The organism is Rhizobium sp. TH135, assembly GCF_002855515.1.
Lineage (GTDB): Bacteria > Pseudomonadota > Alphaproteobacteria > Rhizobiales > Rhizobiaceae > Allorhizobium.
Genome location: NZ_PKRP01000001.1, coordinates 33,637 through 52,615 on the forward strand (window position 1 = coordinate 33,637; position 18,979 = coordinate 52,615).

Below are 18,979 nucleotides of genomic sequence, written 5' to 3' on the forward strand. Positions count from 1 at the left end.
CAACGTCACAGCAGCGGGCGCTTGTCCTTCCAAGGCCGCGCATGCTCCAACTGACCGGCGAGCGAGAAGAGCGTGTTCTCGTCGGCAAAGCGGCCAACGAACTGCATCCCGATCGGCAGGCCTTCGGGCGACCACCCTGTCGGCACCGACATGGCCGGCTGGCCGGTAACGTTGAAAACCGGCGTCCACGGGATGAATTCGAATGTCTGGGCGGCCAACTGCTCGGCGATCCCGAGTTTCTTCAAGAGCCGCCCACCGCCGACATAACCAAGCACCGTCAGGAGCTTCTTCTCGATTGCACTCGGCTGCAGCGCGCCGATCTTGACCGGTAGCGTTGAAAGCACCGGCGTCATTAAGACGTCGACATCCTCGAAAAACCCAAGGATCGAGCGTGCCGAGAGCGTGAGATAGCGATGGGCGGTGATGAGGTCGGAGGCCGTGAACCCCTCGCCCAGAAGGCCCATGCCGAAGGATGAGGCATCGTAATCGCCGGGACGGATCTTCACCCCGAAGGTCTTTGCCGTGAATTCGATATCGGCGCGCAGCTCCCCGGCCAGCGCCGTCAGGAAGGCCATGGAGAAGGCCTCTCGCTCGACGGGCGGCGCAGCCTCGATCACCTCGTGGCCGAGATCGACGAGCAGCTTCACCGTGTCGTCGAAGGCAGCGATCACCTCAGGGGCCACCGCCTTGCCGAGCATCGGTTGCCGTGACACCGCAATCTTCAGCTTCCCCGGCTGGCGCTGCGACGCGGCGAGGAACGTGCCCTCCTGCACCGGCAGCGGATGCGGCGAGCCGCGATCCGGCCCATGTGTCAAATCGAGTACGGCCGCGCTGTCGCGCACCGATCGTGTGAGCACATGTTCGACCGCAAAGCCCGACCACGCCTCGCCGATAAAGGGACCGGCCGGTGTCCGCCCACGGGTCGGCTTCATCCCGAAGACACCACAGGCCGAGGCCGGAATGCGGATCGACCCGCCCCCATCGCCACCGGATGCGATCGGCACCATGCCCGCGGCGACCGCAGCGCCGGAACCGCCGGACGAGCCGCCGGGTGTCCGGGTCAGATCCCAGGGATTGCGCGTCGGTCCATTGGCGCCGGGTTCGGTATAGGGCGTGAGGCCGAATTCCGGTGTATTGGTGCGCCCGGCAATCACAAGGCCGGACCGCTCCCATCGCTCGACGAGCTCGCTGCTGCCGCTTGCCACCCGCGTCGCCCAAAGCCGGTTGCCATTCCCCGTCGGCACGCCGTCGATCTGTGCCAGCAAATCCTTGACCAGGAACGGCACGCCAGAAAGAGCACCCTCCGGCACGCCGGACGCCACTTTCTGGCGCGCCCGGTCGAACAGCGGACGAACGACGGCGTTGAGCTGCGGATTGACCGCCTCAATACGCGCGATCGCCGCTTCGAGGACCTCCGAGGCAGAGACCTGTCCGCGCCGGATCAGATCGGCCAGCCCTAACCCGTCATGATCCGCATACTCCGTGAACATCGGCACTCCCCCCAGATCGACTCGCGAAATCCCGGCCACCTTCCGGTCAATCGGTCTGCCAATCAAGCAGCGCAGCGCATAACGGCTTCGTCGAATATAAATATCTACTTAACCATGGGCAGCTAAAGTCTGCTTCAAAGGCCGGCGCAAATCCGGCGCGGCGGCGGTTGTCCGCTGCCTTGCAGTCATAGGCTCATGAGGGAACGGCCCATGTTATTCAAATCCGCCACCAGCCGGAACATCTTCTCGACCGTCGGATTGGGCGTCGTCACCACGATCGGCGTCGCAGCGACGCTGGTCGGGCTGAGCTACGGGACGATCCGGGGGGCCGGTATCGACAAGATGCAGACAGCCGCATCCGACGCGGCAGCTGAGGTCAATCGAACCCTGAGCGTCGCCCACGAAATGGTGGCTGGTCTCGACTATTCCGTCTCCGCACTGCGAGAGAAGGGAATAGTCGATCGCGACGTGGTGATGGCCGTTCTGACGAAAACGCTCGAAGGCTTTCCGGGCGCCATCGGCCTCTCCACGGGCTGGGAGCCCAATGCCTTCGATGGCAAGGATGCAGACTTCGTTGGCAAACCCGCTCACGATCAGACGGGCCGCTTCGTGCCATACATCTATCGCGCGGGCGGGACCATCAAGACGGATGTGCTTGTTGACTACGACAAGCCGGGGACGGGCGACTATTACCAACTGCCGGTCACGACCGGGAAAACGGTTCTGCTCGAGCCCTATGTCTATCCCGTGGACGGCAAAGACGTCCTGATGACCACCATCTCCATCCCGGTGATGGAAAACGGCAAGGCCCTCGGCTATGTCGGCGCCGATATCGACCTCGACAAGACAGCCGCCGATCTCGCCGCCAAACGCCCCCTGGGCGACGGCTATGTGGCACTCCTGTCCTCTGCCAACGCCTTCGTCAGCCATCCGGACAAGGCGGCCATGGGCAAGGCGCTGAAGGATAGCGGCCTTGACGCCACCGCCTGGGAAAGCCTGCTGAAGTCCCCAGGATCTGTTGGCACCATGGTCGACAAGGACGGTGTGGAGCGCATGGCAATCGCGGTTCCGATCGAGCCTTTCCCCGGCGCCGTCTGGAACGTCGTCGTGGCCGTCCCGAGCGCAACGGTTCTCGGCGCAGTCTCTGAGACCGTCTGGACCTCGGCCCTCGTCATCGCCGGTGCGACCCTGATCCTGATTGTCGTCGGCTGGTTGCTCGCCCGCCGCTTCATCGGCCGCATCAACCGCGTCATCGGCCAGACGACCGATATCGCCGCCGGCCGCCTCGACGTCGAACTGACGGACAAGGACCGCGCCGACGAACTGGGCGACCTCTCGCGTTCGCTGGCCGTGCTTCTGGAAAGCAATCGCAAGAAGGTCGAGCTCGAAAAAGCCGCCGAAGCCCGTTATGAGCAGGAAGAAGTCGAACGCGTCGAACGCTCCAAGGGCCACAAGGCGCGTGAGGAAGAGATCCGCTTCGTCGTCGACGAACTGCGCTCCGGCCTTGCTCGCCTGTCGGACGGCGATATGACCGTGCGTCTGGAAAAGCCCTTCTCTCCGGCACTCGACGAGATCCGCGGCAACTTCAACGACTCGATCGAGAAGCTGCGCGCCGCGATGATCTCCTTCCGCGACAATGCCACCACCATCGAGAACGGCTCGAACGAGATCCGCTCGGCCGCCGACGATCTCGCCCGCCGCACCGAACAGCAGGCAGCCTCGGTCGAAGAAACCTCGGCGGCCCTCTCCCAGATCACCCGCTCGGTCAAGGAATCGACCCAGCGCGCGGAAGAGGCCGGCCAGCAGGTCAGCCGCACCAAAGAAAGCGCTGAACGTTCGGGCGAAGTGGTCCGTTCGGCAATCGATGCCATGAGCGCGATCGAACAGTCCTCGCAGTCGATCTCCAACATTATCGGCGTAATCGATGAAATCGCCTTCCAGACGAACCTTCTGGCGCTCAATGCCGGCGTCGAGGCTGCCCGCGCTGGCGAGGCCGGCAAGGGCTTTGCCGTCGTCGCCCAGGAAGTCCGCGAACTTGCCCAGCGTTCGGCCAATGCGGCAAAGGAAATCAAGGCCCTGATCACCGCCTCGGGCGAACAGGTCAAGCACGGCGTGTCGCTCGTCGACGAGACGGGAGAGGCCCTCTCGGCCATCGTCGCCGAAGTGCAGCAGATCAACACCAATGTTCATGCGATCGTCGATGCCGCCCGCGAACAGTCGACAGGCCTCCACGAAATCAATGCGGCTGTGAACATCATGGATCAGGGCACCCAGAAGAACGCCGCCATGGTCGAGGAGACCAATGCGGCCTCCCACACGCTGGTCTCGGAAGTGCAGTCGCTCTCGGCCCGCCTTGCCCAGTTCAATCTCGGCTCCGGTCCGCGACAGCAGGCATCATCGGCGCCTGCCGCTCGCAGCTTTACCGCGCCCACACAAACGGCAGCCCGTCCGGTCGCCCCGTCTCGTCCTGCAACGGTCGCAGAAACGGCGCGCCCGGTCGCCTCCCCGGCCCGCGCCCTTGCCGGCAAGATCGCCTCCGCCATGGGCGCCAAGCCCGCCCCGAGCGGCGCGGAATGGGAAGAATTCTGAGATCGTCTGAAAGACGCATGCCTAATGTGGCGGGCCTCGGCCCGCCATTTTTCGTTGGCGACGGCCTCAAGCCGGCTCGAAAACCAAAAGCTCTTCGAAATGGTTCATGTCATCGAAGGCGCAGAAGGCCGGCGCCCTGAGTTCGATGACGGGAGCGCGGCGGCGTATATCCGCGGCGACCTCCTCAAGAAACGGGATCCAGGCCGACAGCGTCGCATCGTCGAAACGCTCGATCATGTAGGCGAAAGTGATGTGGAAGGCATAGGTCTCGTGGTCCGGATGCCGATAGCCCAGGAGATCCGCGAGCCGGTCGCGCCAGTCCTTGAGGACGGCCCGATCATCGTCGGTTACCCCATCAACGACCAGCCCGAGCGGCGTCGCGTGTTTCACCTCGACGGCAAAGGCTTGCCCTGAACGGAAATGCGCCAGACGGTCCATGAAGATCCCCGTCATGTCGTCGACCGGCGTTTCGACCGGCACATCGCCCGGCCAGTAGGGCAGCGCCCGTCGCGTCTCGATGATCCCCTGGAAGAGAGTCATATGCAGGCTGGACGGTGCCGTGAAGGCGAGTTTATCCGCACGCGGCATCGACGTGTAACGGGTCCGAGCCTCGAGAATCGCAGCAGCTGACTCCGAACCCTCGACCAGATGGCAGACCACGGTATTGCCGCGCTCGGTCAAAAACCTGCCGGTGGTATCGTAGCGGATCCCGAGATGCGGGATTGGCCCGGGATTGAGGCTGCGGGAGGAGAAACGAAGATGGTCGGGGAGTTCTGGAATGGTCATGTGCAGTTCCTTCGGGTCTGATCCGCTTGCGGTAATCGTCCTGCACGAAGCGCGTATGACGGCCACCCCGGGAGAGCGCCAAAGTCCCTCCCCAACTTTCCTGTCGGAGGCTGCAAATATGGGGTTCCTTCCCGGCCAACATTTCCCTATAAGCCGCTTCTAGCCTGAAAAGACCATCTCTCTGCGCCCGGCCGGTGACCTCCCTCACCCAGGCCGGTTTTTCGCGCAGGTCAAAGAACGGATAGATCCATGCCCAAGCGCCAAGACATTAAGTCCATCCTCATCATCGGCGCGGGGCCGATTGTCATCGGCCAGGCATGCGAGTTCGACTATTCCGGCACCCAGGCTGTGAAGGCGTTGAAGGAAGAAGGCTACCGGGTCATCCTGGTGAATTCCAACCCGGCCACGATCATGACTGACCCGGGCCTTGCCGACGCAACTTACGTTGAGCCGATCACGCCTGAAGTCGTCGCCAAGATCATCGCCAAGGAACGCCCGGACGCGCTGCTCCCCACCATGGGCGGCCAGACGGCACTCAACACCGCGCTTTCGCTGAAGCGCATGGGCGTGCTCGACCGCTACAATGTCGAAATGATCGGCGCCAAGCCCGCCGCCATCGACATGGCCGAAGACCGCGCCCTCTTCCGCGAAGCCATGACCCGCATCGGGCTTGAAACGCCGAAGTCGATGCTGGCCAATGCGACCGAGATCAAGGACGCCGACCGCAAGACGCATGAAGTCGCCCGCAACGAGCTGAAGGCGAAACTGTCAGGCGCCGAACTCGACAAGGCTCTCGACGAACTCGAAAACCAGTGGAACCTCGGCGAGACGGACCGCAAGCAGCGTTACATGGCGCATGCCATGGCAATCGCTGCCCAGGCACTCGACGTTGTCGGCCTGCCCGCCATCATCCGTCCGTCCTTCACCATGGGCGGCACCGGCGGCGGCATTGCCTACAACCGCTCGGAATTCTACGAGATCATCAATTCCGGCCTCGACGCCTCTCCCACCACCGAAGTCCTGATCGAAGAATCGGTGCTCGGCTGGAAGGAGTATGAAATGGAGGTCGTCCGCGACAAGGCGGACAACTGCATCATCGTCTGCTCGATCGAAAACATCGATCCGATGGGCGTTCACACCGGCGACTCGATCACCGTTGCTCCGGCACTGACGCTGACGGACAAGGAATACCAGATCATGCGCAACGCCTCGATCGCGGTTCTCCGCGAGATCGGCGTTGAAACCGGCGGCTCGAACGTGCAGTTCGCCGTCAACCCGGCCGATGGGCGTCTGGTCGTCATCGAAATGAACCCGCGCGTCTCGCGCTCGTCCGCGCTCGCTTCGAAGGCAACCGGCTTCCCGATCGCCAAGATCGCCGCCAAGCTCGCGATCGGCTACACACTCGACGAACTGGAAAACGACATCACTGGCGGCGCAACGCCGGCCTCGTTCGAACCGTCGATCGACTACGTCGTCACCAAGATCCCGCGCTTCGCCTTCGAAAAATTCCCGGGCGCAGAACCGACGCTGACCACCGCCATGAAGTCGGTCGGTGAAGTCATGGCGATCGGCCGTACCTTCTCGGAATCGCTTCAGAAGGCACTGCGCGGGCTTGAGACCGGCCTCACCGGTCTCGACGAGATCGAAATCCCCGGCCTTGGCCAGGGCGACGACAAGAACGCCATCCGGGCTGCCATCGGCACCCCGACGCCCGACCGTCTGCGCATGGTCGCCCAGGCGCTTCGCCTCGGCATGTCGCCGGAAGAGGTGCACGAAGGCTGCAAGATCGACCCGTGGTTCATCGCCCAGTTCAAGGCGATCACCGACATGGAAGCACGCGTGCGCGAGCACGGCCTGCCGGAAGACGCCGAAAACCTGCGCATGCTGAAGGCCATGGGCTTCTCCGACGCCCGCCTCGCCTCGCTCTCCGGCAAGCGCCCGAAGGAAGTCGCCGAGCTCCGCAACGGCCTCAACGTCCGCCCGGTCTTCAAGCGCATCGACACCTGCGCTGCCGAATTCGCATCGCCCACCGCCTACATGTACTCGACCTACGAGACCCCCTTCGTCGGCGCGCTGCGCTCCGAGGCTGAAGTCTCTGATCGCAAGAAGGTCGTCATCCTCGGCGGCGGCCCGAACCGTATCGGCCAGGGCATCGAGTTTGACTATTGCTGCTGCCACGCCGCCTTCGCCCTGAAGGATGCCGGCTTTGAAGCGATCATGATCAACTGCAACCCGGAAACCGTGTCGACCGACTACGACACCTCCGACCGCCTCTATTTCGAGCCGCTGACGGCCGAAGACGTGATCGAAATCCTGCGCGCTGAGCAGGAAAAGGGTGAAGTCGTCGGCGTCATCGTCCAGTTCGGCGGCCAGACCCCGCTGAAGCTCGCCGAAGCGCTCGAAAAGAATGGCATCCCGATCCTCGGCACGGCGCCCGACATGATCGACCTCGCCGAAGATCGTGACCGCTTCCAGAAGCTCCTTATGAAGCTTGACCTCAACCAGCCGAACAATGGCATTGCCTACTCCGTCGAGCAGGCCCGCCTCGTCGCGTCCGAGATCGGCTTCCCGCTGGTCGTGCGCCCGTCCTACGTGCTTGGCGGCCGCGCCATGCAGATCATCCATTCGGAATCGATGCTGCAGTCCTACCTGCTCGACACGGTTCCGGGTCTGGTCCCCGAGGACATCAAGCAGCGCTACCCGAACGACAAGACCGGCCAGATCAACACGCTGCTCGGCAAGAACCCGCTGCTCTTCGATAGCTACCTGACCAACGCCATCGAAGTCGACGTCGACGCCCTCTGCGACGGCGAGAATGTCTTCGTCTCCGGCATCATGGAGCATATCGAGGAAGCCGGCATCCATTCGGGTGATAGCGCCTGCTCGCTGCCCTCGCGTTCGCTCTCCAAGGCAACGCTCGATGAACTGGAACGCCAGACGGCCGCCATGGCCAAGGCGCTCAATGTCGGCGGCCTGATGAACGTCCAGTACGCCATCAAGGATGACGTGATCTACGTTCTCGAAGTCAACCCGCGCGCCTCGCGCACGGTGCCCTTCGTGGCGAAGACCATCGGCGCCCCGATCGCCAAGATCGCTGCCCGCATCATGACCGGCGAAAAGCTCGACGATGCGATCGCCGCCTATGGCAAGAAGCCCGATCCGCGCAACCTCAAGCACATCGCGGTCAAGGAAGCCGTCTTCCCGTTCGCCCGCTTCCCCGGCGTCGACACGTTGCTCGGCCCGGAAATGCGCTCGACGGGTGAAGTCATCGGCCTCGACACCGATTTCGCTCTGGCCTTTGCCAAGAGCCAGCTCGGCGCATCGGTTGAGCTACCGCGCGACGGCACGGTCTTCGTCTCCGTCCGCGACGAGGACAAGGCACGCGTCCTGCCAGCAATCCTGATCCTGACTCAGATCGGCTTCAAGGTTCTGGCAACCGGCGGCACCCAGCGCTTCCTCGCCGAAAACGACATTCCGGCGATCAAGATCAACAAGGTGCTCGAAGGTCGTCCGCACATTGAGGACGCCATCCGCAACCGTCAGGTTCAGCTGGTCATCAACACGACCGACGGCAACAAGGCGATCTCGGATTCGAAGTCGCTGCGCCGCGCCGCCCTGATGCAGAAGGTGCCCTACTACACGACCATGGCAGGCGCCCTTGCCGCCGCCGAAGCCATCCGTGCACTGAAGGGCGGCCAGCTCGAGGTTCGCCCGCTGCAGAGCTATTTCTGAGGCGCCAGCGTCTTGGCCGCTCCAAGGGTGGCTTGAGCAAGCGCTGAGAAGACATTGTCGCCGCATCCTCGGATGCGGCGATTTTTGTTTGTAGGCAATGTGTATTGAGGCTGCGGCTAAACTCCTGATCGCCCCAGCTGGAAATCCATCTCCGCCGCCTATGTAAGAGTGATCGCTCCTCCTGACCGGCAGACGAGACAGGTCCACAGCCATGTTTCTCGACCTCAACAACTACACGCCGCCACCGGACCCGCCGGGAGAACCGGACCGCCCCTCCCTGACACCCCGCCAGCAGAAGACGCTGATGGTGATCGTCGGCTTCAACATCTTCCTGCTGTTCGTTGCCCCGATCGGCGGCGCGACGGTCATCTCGGCACTTCTGGAATTGTTCGGCTGATTGTGGGCCCCCTGGCCCGCCGGCGTCAGTGATCGACCACGCGAGCCAGCGCACACCTCTACCAGCGCTTGACGCCCTGCGCCGGACAGGTTAATAAACCAAGCAGTTAATTAACCTGGTGGCTAATCATGAGCAGCGATCCCCTGTCCCTGACATTGGCCGCCCTGGCGGACCCGACGCGCCGTGCCATCCTTGCGCGCCTGTCAACGGGCGAGGCAACGGTGAACGAGTTGGCAGAGCCTTTCGCTATGAGCCTGCCGGCCGTCTCCAAGCATTTGAAGGTGCTGGAGCGCGCCAAGCTGATTTCGCGCGGCCGCAGCGCCCAATGGCGCCCCTGCCGGCTTGAACCTGAACCCTTGAAGGCCGTCGATGGCTGGCTGGGCGACTACCGCAAGCTCTGGGAGCAGCGTTTCGATCGCCTGGAGGAGTATCTGGCGGCGATCCAGAAAGAACGCGAAGACGTGAAGGAAGACGAGACATGACCGAAAAGCTGGAAATCGTAAACGAGCGCCTGCTGTCCGCAGAACCCACTGCCGTGTTCAATGCAGTCGCCGATCCCGAGACACTGGCGCTCTGGTGGGGACCGCATGGCTTCACCAATCGTATCGACGAATTCGATTTCCGCGTCGGCGGTGACTGGCGCGTGACGATGACCTCCTCGGACGGCACCGATTTTGCCAACCGCTGGACCTTTCACGAGATCGAACCCGCAAGACGGCTGGTCGCCCACCACCATGAACCGATGCATGTCTTCACACTGGAGATGACATTCGAGGAAGCCGAAGCAGGCACGCGCCTCACATGGCGCATGCTGTTCGAACCGACGGATGAGAACCGGGAACTGCAAAAGTTCATCCACGCAGCAAACGAGCAGAATTTCGAGCGCCTCGAACAGGTGCTTCTGGAAGCGGAAGGCTGAGATGGCTACGGAACTGGATCCTGCCCGTATTCTTCAGGTCGAGCGTCTGGTCGGCGCGCCGATCGATCTCGTCTTCGAGATGTTCACCGATGCGCGCCATCTGGATGCCTGGTGGGGGCCGGACGGCTTCCGCAACGAGACGCACGAGATGGAATTCTCCGTCGGCGGGCTCTGGCGCTACACCATGCATGGTCCCGACGGTAAGGACTGGCCCAACTGGATCCGCTATCAGGAGATCACGCCACCCACACGCATCGCCTATGAACACGGTGGCGAGATGGGCGAGGCCGCACATTTCCACGGCGTGATCACGCTCAAAACCGAAGGCGACCAGACCCGCGTCACCCTCACCCTGATCTTCGCAACGCCTGAAGCGCGCGATGCGACGTTGAAATTCGGAGCGGTCGAGGGCGGCAAACAGACGCTGGCCCGCCTCGACGCCTACGCCCGGGATATTAAAGCCTTAAGCTGAGGCGCCCTCTCGGCAGACTGGCTTCAGGTTTGACGCTGCTGCTTTGCGAGAATGGCAAAGGCGATGCCGCCGATGACGAAGGCCCCGGCGACCACGAAGTGCAGCGTCAATTGCTCGTCGAGAAACAGGATCGCGCCGAGCGAGGCGATGACCGGCACCGAAAGCTGGATCAGCGCCGCCCGGAATGTCGTCAGACCCCGCAGCGCCCGGTACCAGATGGAGTAGCCGAGCCCGGACGCGACGATGCCCGAGCCAAGCGCAAGCGCTAGGCCGGTCATCGTCGTGGTCTCGTAGAGGACAGCAAATACCGCGAGCGGCACACAGAATGCCGAGGCACGCACAAAATTGCCGGCAGTCTCGCCGATCGGATCCCGGGAGCCACGCCCGCGAAGGGTATAAACCGCCCAGGCAATGCCGGAGGCAATCATCAGAAGGCTCCCGCCAAGATCCGGACGCCCGACACCCGGCAGGATCAGGTAGACGAAGGCTGCAAAAGCAACTGCAAAACCAATCGCTTCGCGAAGGCTGGGCCGGTCCCCGCGCAGCAGGCCGAAGGCGAGCATGCTGGCCTGGACGGACGAGAAAAGAATGAGCGCACCGGTCGCGGCACCCAGAGAAAGATAGGCGGCCGAAAACGCGATGGCATAGACAAAGAGTGCGGCCGCTGCCCACCAGTCGCCAGGCAACGCAGCCTGCCTGTCCGAGCGTAACGCAGTTCCACCACGCCGCATCAGGGCGTAAAGCACAATGGCACCGGAGACGATCCGGACCGCCGTATAACCGGCGGCCTCGATCGACACGGTGCCCAGCGCCTCGCGCGCAAGCAACGAGTTGGCGGCAAAGGCGAGCATGGCCACCGCGGTCAGAACGAATGTCGATTGCAACGAGGCTCTCCTCCACGCCATGCCCGGCACTGACCTGTTAAGGCGCGCCGTGCGCCTGTTAAACGTGAGCTCCCCGGGCATTACAAGCCAGGACTGCGAAAAAGCTGCCATCCGGCAAGCGAGATCAAGGACTTCGTCCCCAAACTCCCACGTCCTTAGCCCGCCGGGCGCCCTGCTAAATAAAGTTGCACAATTTCACAAACGCAACCAAAATGACCCATCGCACGACCACGGGCACAACGGGAGAAATGAAATGTCGAAGAACATCGTCATTCTGTTCGACGGGACCTCCAACGAGATTTCTGCAGACCGCACCAACATCCTGCGCCTGTTCGGTTGCCTGAAGCGCTCCGAGGAGCAGATCGTCTATTACGATCCTGGGGTCGGAACCTTCGGCGCCGCCAATGCCTGGTCAAAGATGCATCGCGGAGCCTCCGAAGTCTGGGGTCTGGCCACAGGCTGGGGACTGGATGAGAACGTCAAGGAAGCCTACCGCGTGCTCGTCGACCATTACGATGCAGGCCCAGTCGACAGCGACGGCCGCCACACCGACCGAGACCGCATCTATATCTTCGGCTTCAGCCGCGGTGCCTATACCGCGCGGGTTCTCGCCGGCTTCATCCATGCCTTCGGCCTGACGAATAAGATCCACCTCAACTTGCTCGACTACGCCTACCGCACGTACAAGGGCATCTCCGAGCACGAACAAAAGGGACAGAAACAGGCGACAGGGGACGCCCCTTCCGCGTTCGACAGCATGCGCCTCTATGAGCGAACTCTCCGCAACGACCGCCCGCCGATCCGCCTGCTGGGCCTGTTCGACACCGTCGCCTCGGTGATCGAACCCGGCAAATGGGGCCCCCAACTGAAGACCCATCCCTTCACGCATCGCAATGCCAGCGTCGAAATGGTCCGCCATGCTGTCGCGATCGATGAACGGCGCACGATGTTTCAGCCCGAACTCTGGCCATCTGATCAGCCCTATTGGGGTGGGCCGTTTCAGCCGAGAAATCCGGAAGCGATCCGGCCGCAGGACGTGAAGGAAGTCTGGTTTGCGGGCGTCCACGGTGATGTCGGCGGCGGAGAGCCCGAGAAGGAAAGCGCGCAGATCAAGATCCCGCTGCAATGGATGATCAAGGAAACACAGACCACCGGCCTCATCTATCGACCACGCATGGTGGAGCAATTGGTGGAGGGAAAAGGCAATACGAAATATGTCCAGCCGGATGCCACCGTGCCGCTCCACGACTCCATGAAGAAGCTTTGGCCCCTAGTCGAATGGGTACCAAGAAGGATCCCGTCCACCTCCTGGCGAAACCGCGGCAGGCCTGCCGGGGGCATCTACCTTCCACGCCAGGATTACCGCCTTATTCCACAGGAGGCCCTCATCCACGGTTCCGTCCGCCTTCGTCAGGCCGCGACGTCCTACAACCCGCCAAATCTTCCCGCGGGTGTCGTCTTTGTGGAATGATCGCCGAGGCCTGCACGTCTCGTCTCGCGCCGCATTTGCCAGGATGTGAGCAGGATGGGATCCGGCCAACACATAAAAGCAGCTCAAGCGTTCCATCAAAATTTGACGTTTGTCGAAAGCCTGCCGCTACGGCACTCTGCCGCAGTTTGAAACTCGAGATATTCGTATGTCCGTTACGATTGACGGCCCCGCCGAAAGGGCGACGCGGCGGGAGTGGATCGGCCTTCTGATCCTGTCCATCGCCTGCCTGATCTATTCGATGGACCTCTCGGTCCTGTTCCTCGCCATGCCGGCGATCGTGGCCGACCTGGATCCATCGGCCACCCAGCTCCTCTGGATCAACGACATCTACGGCTTCATGGTCGCCGGCTTCCTGGTCACGATGGGCACGCTCGGCGATCGCATCGGCCGCCGCAAGGTGCTCCTGATCGGCGCCTTCTTCTTCGGCGCGGCCTCGGTCTTTGCGGCCTTCGCCAACACCGCCTCGATGCTGATCATCGCCCGTGCCCTGCTTGGCATTGCCGGCGCCACCATCGCCCCCTCCACGCTGTCGCTTGTCGTCAATCTCTTCCGCGACGAGCAGGAGCGCAACCGCGCGATCAGCATCTGGGGCACGGCCTTTGCGCTGGGTGGCCTGATTGGCCCGCTGATCGGCGGCGTGCTTCTGCAGTATTTCCATTGGGGATCGGTCTTCCTGATCAACGTCCCGATCATGGCAGCACTTCTGGCAAGTGCCCCCTTCCTGCTGCCGGAATACAAGGACGAAAATGCCGGCCGCCTGGACCTCTTGAGCGTTGCGCTATCGCTCCTGACCGTGCTGCCTGTCGTCTACGGGTTCAAGAAGATGGCCGCCGAAGGCTTCGAGCTGCTCCAGCTCCTGCCTATTCTCTTCGGCCTTGCCATCGGTGTGGTCTTCGTGAAGCGCCAGAAGGTGCTGGAGCACCCGATGATCGACCTCGCGTTGTTTCGGATCCCGGCCTTCACCGCCTCGCTGATGGTCAATCTCGCGGGCGTCTTCTTCATCTTCGGCATCTTCCTGTTCCAGAACCTCTTCCTGCAGCTCGTGATCGGGCTGACTCCACTCGAAGCTGCCCTCTGGTCCATCCCCTCCTCGCTGGTCTTCACCGTCATGTCCTTCCAGGCGTGGCGTGTGACCAACCTGCTGGGGCCGGTCAAAACCGTCCTGCTGGGCCTCGTCGTCAATGCGCTCGGCACCGGATTGATGGCAGTCGCGGCCTGGAATTCGAGCCTCGTCGGCGTGCTCGGCGCCAGCATGATCATGGGCCTCGGCTTCGTGCCTGTCATCCTCACGACAACAGGCCTGATCGTCGGCACGGCACCGCCCGCGCGAGCCGGTTCGGCCTCCGCTATCTCGGAAACCAGTGCGGAATTCGGCGGAGCGCTGGGCGTCGCAGTCCTCGGCAGCCTCGGCACGCTCTTCTATCGCTTCGGGATGCAGACGGCGGACCTCAGCGGCCTTTCCGCGGCGAACCAGACGGCGGTCACATCAGCGCTTGGCACGGCGCTCGAAGTGGCGCGCACGACCGGCAACGAAGCTGCCCCCTGGATCGTGGTGGCACGAGAAAGCTATGCCGGAGGCTTCGCGCTCTGCTGCGCGCTGGCGACCGTCACCCTGCTCCTGCTCGCGGTGATCGCCGCACGTGTCTATGCACGCACGGAGCTGGATGAGAGCCGCATCGGTGGGCATTGAAGACCGTGGTCAAACTGCAGGCAGCGTCTCATAGAGACGCTTCACGCCCTGTAGGTCGGAGCGGAACGCTGCGAGGCTGCGTGCCTTCAGATCCGCATCCGGCATGCGCAAGATTGCAGCGGGGTGCGTGGTGACGAGCAGCATCCGGTCATCCTGCATCGGGATCGGCATGCCGCGCACTTCGGCGATCGGTCGGCTTTCTCCGGTGAGGGAAAGATAGGCCGTCGCCCCCAGGGCCACCACGATGCGCGGCTTGATCACCTCGATCTCCCTGGCCACCCACCATCGACAATGGGCGACCTCTCCGGCATCGGGAGGCATGTGGATGCGGCGCTTGCCGCGCCGCTCGTATTTGAAATGCTTGACGGCATTGGTGACGTAGACCTCGCCCCGCTCGATCTCAGCCGCCCCCACCGCCTCGTCAAACACCTGGCCCGCCGGGCCGATAAAGGGCCTGCCCGCCAGATCCTCGGTATCCCCGGGCTGTTCGCCCACAAACATGATATCCGCTTGGTCAGGCCCCTCGCCGAACACCGTCTGCGTTGCATGGCAATGCAGGGGACAGCGCGTGCACCCGGCCGCCTCTTCGCGCAGCCGCGCCAGTGGTGAGAGATCAGCGTCCCCGCCCTCGTCTTCCCGCCCACGCCATTGCGCCTGCAACCGCTCGTGAAAGGCCGGCGGCTGGCTTGCCTGTCGCGCAGCCATTTCGGCCACCCGACGTTCCGCGCCCGCGATCAGGTCCGGAATAAGCGACGCCTCCGGCATGTTCTTCCAGTATTTCTTCGGCATCTCCGACTGCATGGCCCGGATCTTCAATCGTGCCGGGTTGAAGATGTTGGCAAAATAGGTGCGCCAGAGTTCGTCCGTCTCATCCTCGGCCTCAGGCCGGGCAGCCGGCTCACGCGAGGTCTTCAACTCCTCGCCGTTCCAGGCCGCAGAACCCTTGGGCGTTGCGATCAGCCAGTCCATGTCGGTGAATCGCCGCTGAAAGAAGCCAGCCGTGCGCGAGACGATGAAATGCTCCGGCTCGAACCAGGCGACGAAACGCCGACGCGCCGCCTGCAAGCCTTCCACCTCGCGGAACCGCACGAAGGCCTTCATTTTGTGGCTGTCGCGCCTGACATTCTTGATCAGTCGCGTCAGCTGAGAAATGTCGACATCGGAGGAAACCTGCAAGAGGCTGCGCTCCTCCTGCAGCCGCCAGAGAATACGATAGAGAAGTGCAAAACGATCCGGATCGGAATGGCAGATCGCCGCTTCTGCGGCCTCGATGAAGCCCTTCGGCACGACAATATCAGACGTCCCGCCTTCGTTGGTCGTCGCTTCCGCCATGGATCCGAAGAGATCACCGCCCTGCCCCGATAGCTGCCACCGCACCTGATCGGGCGTGACTGCATCGACAAGCAACCGCCGAGCCGCATCCCGCCACTCGCCGAAATCGCCCTGTCCCTCGAGCGTGACCGTGCGCATCAGAAAAGCGATAGCTGTTCGGCGGGTGGCGCGAACACGGCGCGCAGATCGGAGCGGTCGAGGCTGTTATGCGGCGACCAGCCTTCAGCCACGATGAAGGACCGCACCTTCTTCAAGGACACACCCAGCCGTGACAGATCTTCCAGACGCACACGCCTATGGCGCCGCGCCGACAAAAGCCCATTCACCGTCTTCGTGCCGAAGCCCGGCACCCGCAAAAGCGTCTCGCGGTCCGCCTTGTTCACGTCGACAGGAAACCGGTCGCGATTGGCGAGCGCCCAGGCGAGTTTCGGATCAAGCTCCAGATCGAGCATACCGCCCTGCCCGATCGAGGCGATCTCCTCGACGGAGAATCCATAGAAGCGATAGAGCCAGTCCGCCTGGTATAGTCTGTGCTCACGCATCAGCGGCGGCTTGATCAGCGGCAGATTGCGGGAACTATCGGGGATCGGACTGAACGCGGAATAGTAGACACGTTTCAGACCATAGCTGCTGTAGAGCCGAGCACTCGATCCGAGAATGGTTGCATCATCGGCGCCATCAGCCCCGACGATCATCTGCGTGCTCTGCCCGCCGGGCACGAACTTCTTGCGACGGCCTGTATGTGTCGGCTCGCGAGCTTCGTCGATCTTGAGCCGCAAGTCGGCCATGGAGCGACGAATGTTCACCGGCCGCTTCTCCGGCGCGTAGCGCTCCAGCCCGTGATCGGTCGGAAGCTCGATATTGATCGACAGGCGATCGGCATAGAGGCCGGCCTCTTCGACCAGATGCGCAGAGGCCTCCGGGATCGTCTTCAGATGGATATAGCCACGGAAGTCATGCTTCGTCCGGAGATCCCGGGCGACCTTGACCATCTCGGCCATCGTGTCATCAGACGATCGGATGATGCCGGACGAGAGGAACAGGCCCTCGATGTAATTCCGCCGATAGAACTCGATCGTCAGCCACACCACTTCATCAGGCGTAAAGCGCGCGCGCTCCACATTGCTCGAGGACCGGTTGATGCAATAGGCGCAATCGTAGATGCAGAAGTTCGTGAGCAGAATTTTCAACAGCGAGATGCAACGCCCGTCAGGGGCGTAGGCATGGCATATGCCCGACCCTTCTGTCGAACCGAGACCACCCGAGGCCGAGGAGTCGCGTTTCGTCGTACCGCTGGACGCGCAGGATGCATCGTATTTTGCGGCGTCGGAGAGAATGGCGAGGCGTTCTTTGAGCGACTTCTTCATAAGCTCGTTCTCTAAACGTTCTCATGACTTTCGTCAAGAAACTCCCCTGCGGCATTCCGTCCGTCCACGAATTTACCCTCTGATATTGCTCGGTTTTTGGCGCAGAAATGAGCGGTCGGGGATGGCATGTCGAAAACTCTGGAAATTGCGGCGGGCATTCTGCTATAGTGTTGGTCAACCTGATTTGTGACACGGTTCCGCAGCTTTGCTTCGGAACCTGTTTTCTTTTGTGCCCGCGCCTGCGGCCATGAAGACGAAGGATAAAGAAATGGTAGAAAAGGTACCGATGACGCAGAACGGCTTCGCCAAGCTCAACGAAGAGTTGCGCTGGCGCCAGCAGGAAGAGCGTCCGCGCATCATCGAGGCGATCGCAGAGGCGCGCGCCCATGGCGACCTTTCCGAAAATGCGGAATATCACGCAGCCAAGGAAGCCCAGAGCCACAACGAGGGCCGTGTCGGCGAACTCGAGGACCTGATCGCCCGCGCAGAAGTCATCGACCTCTCGAAGATGTCCGGCTCCACGATCAAGTTCGGCGCGACCGTCAAGCTGATCGACGAAGACACCGACGAAGAGAAGACCTACCAGATCGTCGGCGACCAGGAAGCCGACGTGAAGGCCGGCCGCATCTCGATCTCTTCCCCGATCGCCCGCGCCCTGATCGGCAAGGAAGTCGGCGACAACATCGAAGTCGTCGCCCCCGGCGGCTCTAAGGCCTACGAGATTCTCGCGGTCAAGTGGGGCTGATGGACCGGTCCCTGTGATGCCGAAGCGTAAGATTTACGTGGACCCAGCAGGGGTCCACGTCATCGCACCGAACTTCAAGCAACGCCTCTCCGGCGTCACCTCGACAATTATCCAGCTCGTACCTGTCCAGAACCGCCTCGGCCAGAAGGTCGCGGTTCTCGGACCGGGTCTCCCGCCCCATCTCCCGCACTTACGTTTCCGCGACCTTTGGAAGCTCTGGCGCGCACCGGAGGGCAGGAGGAACCGTGTCTGGCACGCGCGCCGCAACATCGAAATGCTGCCGGGCATATTGCTGCGCGACATCCTGCGCATGCCCCTGAAGCTTGTCTTCACCTCCGCTTCGCAACGCAAGCATTCCGGCTGGACGAAATTCCTGATCCGCCAGATGGACGCCGTGATCGCGACGAGCGCCAAGACGGCCGGCTATCTGGAAGTTCCCAGCACCGTCGTCATGCACGGCATCGACTGCGAGATTTTTAGGCCAGCCGATGATAAGGATCAGGCGAAACGCGCCTGCGGCCTCGATCCTGACCTGAATTACATCGGCTGCTTCGGTCGCGTCCGCCACCAGAAGGGTACCGACCTCTTCGTCGACGCAATGATCGAGCTCCTGCCGTCGCATCCCGGCTGGGCCGCCATCATCGCCGGTCGCGCCACCGCAAAGCATATCGACTTCGAAAACGGACTGAAGGCGAAGGTCAAGCAGGCAGGCCTCGCCGACCGCATCCTTTTTGTCGGAGAACACACCAACATCGCCGACTGGTACCGGACCCTCGACCTGTTCGTCGCCCCTCAACGCTGGGAAGGCTTCGGCCTGACGCCCCTGGAGGCCATGGCGACCGCCGTGCCAGTGGTGGCCACCGATGTCGGGGCATTCTCGGAGCTGATTGTCGAAGGAGAGACAGGAAAGTTGATTCCGGCAAACGATCTGTCCCGCATGGTACTTGCGGCCGGAGTGATGATGGGTGATGTGGACGCCCTGCAGGATCATGCGATGACGGCGCGGGAACGCACGAAAACACTGTTTGCTCTTGAGGGCGAAGCGGAGACTCTGGGAGTATTATACAAAAGAGGCGCAGCCTGA

At 62.5% G+C, this 18,979-nt stretch carries 15 protein-coding genes; 10 read left to right on the forward strand and 5 right to left on the reverse strand.

Going from position 1 to position 18,979, the window contains the following annotated elements; all coding sequences use genetic code 11:
- Positions 1–5 precede the first annotated feature (5 nt).
- Complete coding sequence (locus C0V73_RS00195) at positions 6–1,490, reverse strand: amidase (RefSeq protein ID WP_102017992.1); 1,485 nt, start codon at positions 1,488–1,490, stop codon at positions 6–8.
- Positions 1,491–1,700: 210 nt separating this feature from the next.
- On the opposite strand from C0V73_RS00195, the gene C0V73_RS00200 reads away from it, so the two are divergent.
- Positions 1,701–4,079: a methyl-accepting chemotaxis protein gene (locus tag C0V73_RS00200; protein WP_102017993.1), complete on the forward strand. Its 2,379-nt coding sequence runs from the start codon at positions 1,701–1,703 to the stop codon at positions 4,077–4,079.
- A 66-nt stretch (positions 4,080–4,145) separates the two neighbouring features.
- On the opposite strand, the gene C0V73_RS00205 is transcribed toward C0V73_RS00200, so the two are convergent.
- The gene (locus C0V73_RS00205; protein WP_102017994.1) at positions 4,146–4,865 is read right to left on the reverse strand and encodes a DUF1868 domain-containing protein; all 720 of its coding nucleotides are present in this window, start codon (positions 4,863–4,865) and stop codon (positions 4,146–4,148) included.
- Between the two features lie 249 nt (positions 4,866–5,114).
- Here C0V73_RS00205 and carB point away from each other — a divergent pair, with 249 nt between their 5' ends.
- The 5 genes from carB (at position 5,115) to C0V73_RS00230 (ending at position 10,385) form a co-directional block, all read left to right on the forward strand.
- Positions 5,115–8,597: a carbamoyl-phosphate synthase large subunit gene (gene carB, locus C0V73_RS00210; protein ID WP_102017995.1), complete on the forward strand. Its 3,483-nt coding sequence runs from the start codon at positions 5,115–5,117 to the stop codon at positions 8,595–8,597.
- Positions 8,598–8,808: 211 nt separating this feature from the next.
- Positions 8,809–8,994 (forward strand): hypothetical protein, encoded by a 186-nt coding sequence (locus tag C0V73_RS00215; protein WP_102017996.1) that lies wholly within the window; start codon positions 8,809–8,811, stop codon positions 8,992–8,994.
- 128 nt (positions 8,995–9,122) lie between these two features.
- Positions 9,123–9,476 (forward strand): metalloregulator ArsR/SmtB family transcription factor, encoded by a 354-nt coding sequence (locus C0V73_RS00220; protein ID WP_102017997.1) that lies wholly within the window; start codon positions 9,123–9,125, stop codon positions 9,474–9,476.
- Positions 9,473–9,913 carry an SRPBCC domain-containing protein gene (locus tag C0V73_RS00225; protein ID WP_102017998.1) on the forward strand — a complete coding sequence of 147 codons (441 nt, stop codon included), beginning with the start codon at positions 9,473–9,475 and terminating at the stop codon, positions 9,911–9,913. Before C0V73_RS00220 ends, C0V73_RS00225 begins: the two co-directional genes overlap by 4 nt.
- A 1-nt stretch (position 9,914) precedes the next feature.
- On the forward strand, positions 9,915–10,385 hold the full coding sequence (locus C0V73_RS00230; protein ID WP_102017999.1) for an SRPBCC family protein: 471 nt from the start codon (positions 9,915–9,917) through the stop codon (positions 10,383–10,385).
- Between the two features lie 23 nt (positions 10,386–10,408).
- On the opposite strand, the gene C0V73_RS00235 is transcribed toward C0V73_RS00230, so the two are convergent.
- Complete coding sequence (locus tag C0V73_RS00235; RefSeq protein WP_102018000.1) at positions 10,409–11,269, reverse strand: DMT family transporter; 861 nt, start codon at positions 11,267–11,269, stop codon at positions 10,409–10,411.
- A 253-nt stretch (positions 11,270–11,522) separates the two neighbouring features.
- On the opposite strand from C0V73_RS00235, the gene C0V73_RS00240 reads away from it, so the two are divergent.
- Both C0V73_RS00240 and C0V73_RS00245 read left to right on the forward strand, forming a co-directional pair.
- Entirely contained in the window at positions 11,523–12,740 is a 1,218-nt protein-coding gene (locus tag C0V73_RS00240) for a DUF2235 domain-containing protein (RefSeq protein WP_102018001.1), read from the forward strand.
- 166 nt (positions 12,741–12,906) lie between these two features.
- Positions 12,907–14,451, forward strand: coding sequence for an MFS transporter (locus C0V73_RS00245; protein ID WP_102018002.1), 1,545 nt, complete (start codon positions 12,907–12,909; stop codon positions 14,449–14,451).
- Between the two features lie 9 nt (positions 14,452–14,460).
- Here the strand turns inward: C0V73_RS00245 and C0V73_RS00250 are convergent, their stop codons facing one another.
- Positions 14,461–15,921, reverse strand: a complete 1,461-nt coding sequence (locus C0V73_RS00250) for a UdgX family uracil-DNA binding protein (protein WP_102018003.1) — start codon at positions 15,919–15,921, stop codon at positions 14,461–14,463.
- Positions 15,921–17,150: a putative DNA modification/repair radical SAM protein gene (locus C0V73_RS00255; RefSeq protein ID WP_102018004.1), complete on the reverse strand. Its 1,230-nt coding sequence runs from the start codon at positions 17,148–17,150 to the stop codon at positions 15,921–15,923. The genes C0V73_RS00250 and C0V73_RS00255 overlap by 1 nt, the downstream gene beginning before the upstream one ends.
- Before the next feature lie 268 nt (positions 17,151–17,418).
- Here C0V73_RS00255 and greA point away from each other — a divergent pair, with 268 nt between their 5' ends.
- A complete protein-coding gene (gene greA / locus C0V73_RS00260; RefSeq protein ID WP_102018870.1) occupies positions 17,419–17,895 on the forward strand; it encodes a transcription elongation factor GreA in 477 nt (158 codons plus the stop codon).
- 16 nt (positions 17,896–17,911) lie between these two features.
- Positions 17,912–18,979: a glycosyltransferase family 4 protein gene (locus C0V73_RS00265; RefSeq protein WP_102018005.1), complete on the forward strand. Its 1,068-nt coding sequence runs from the start codon at positions 17,912–17,914 to the stop codon at positions 18,977–18,979.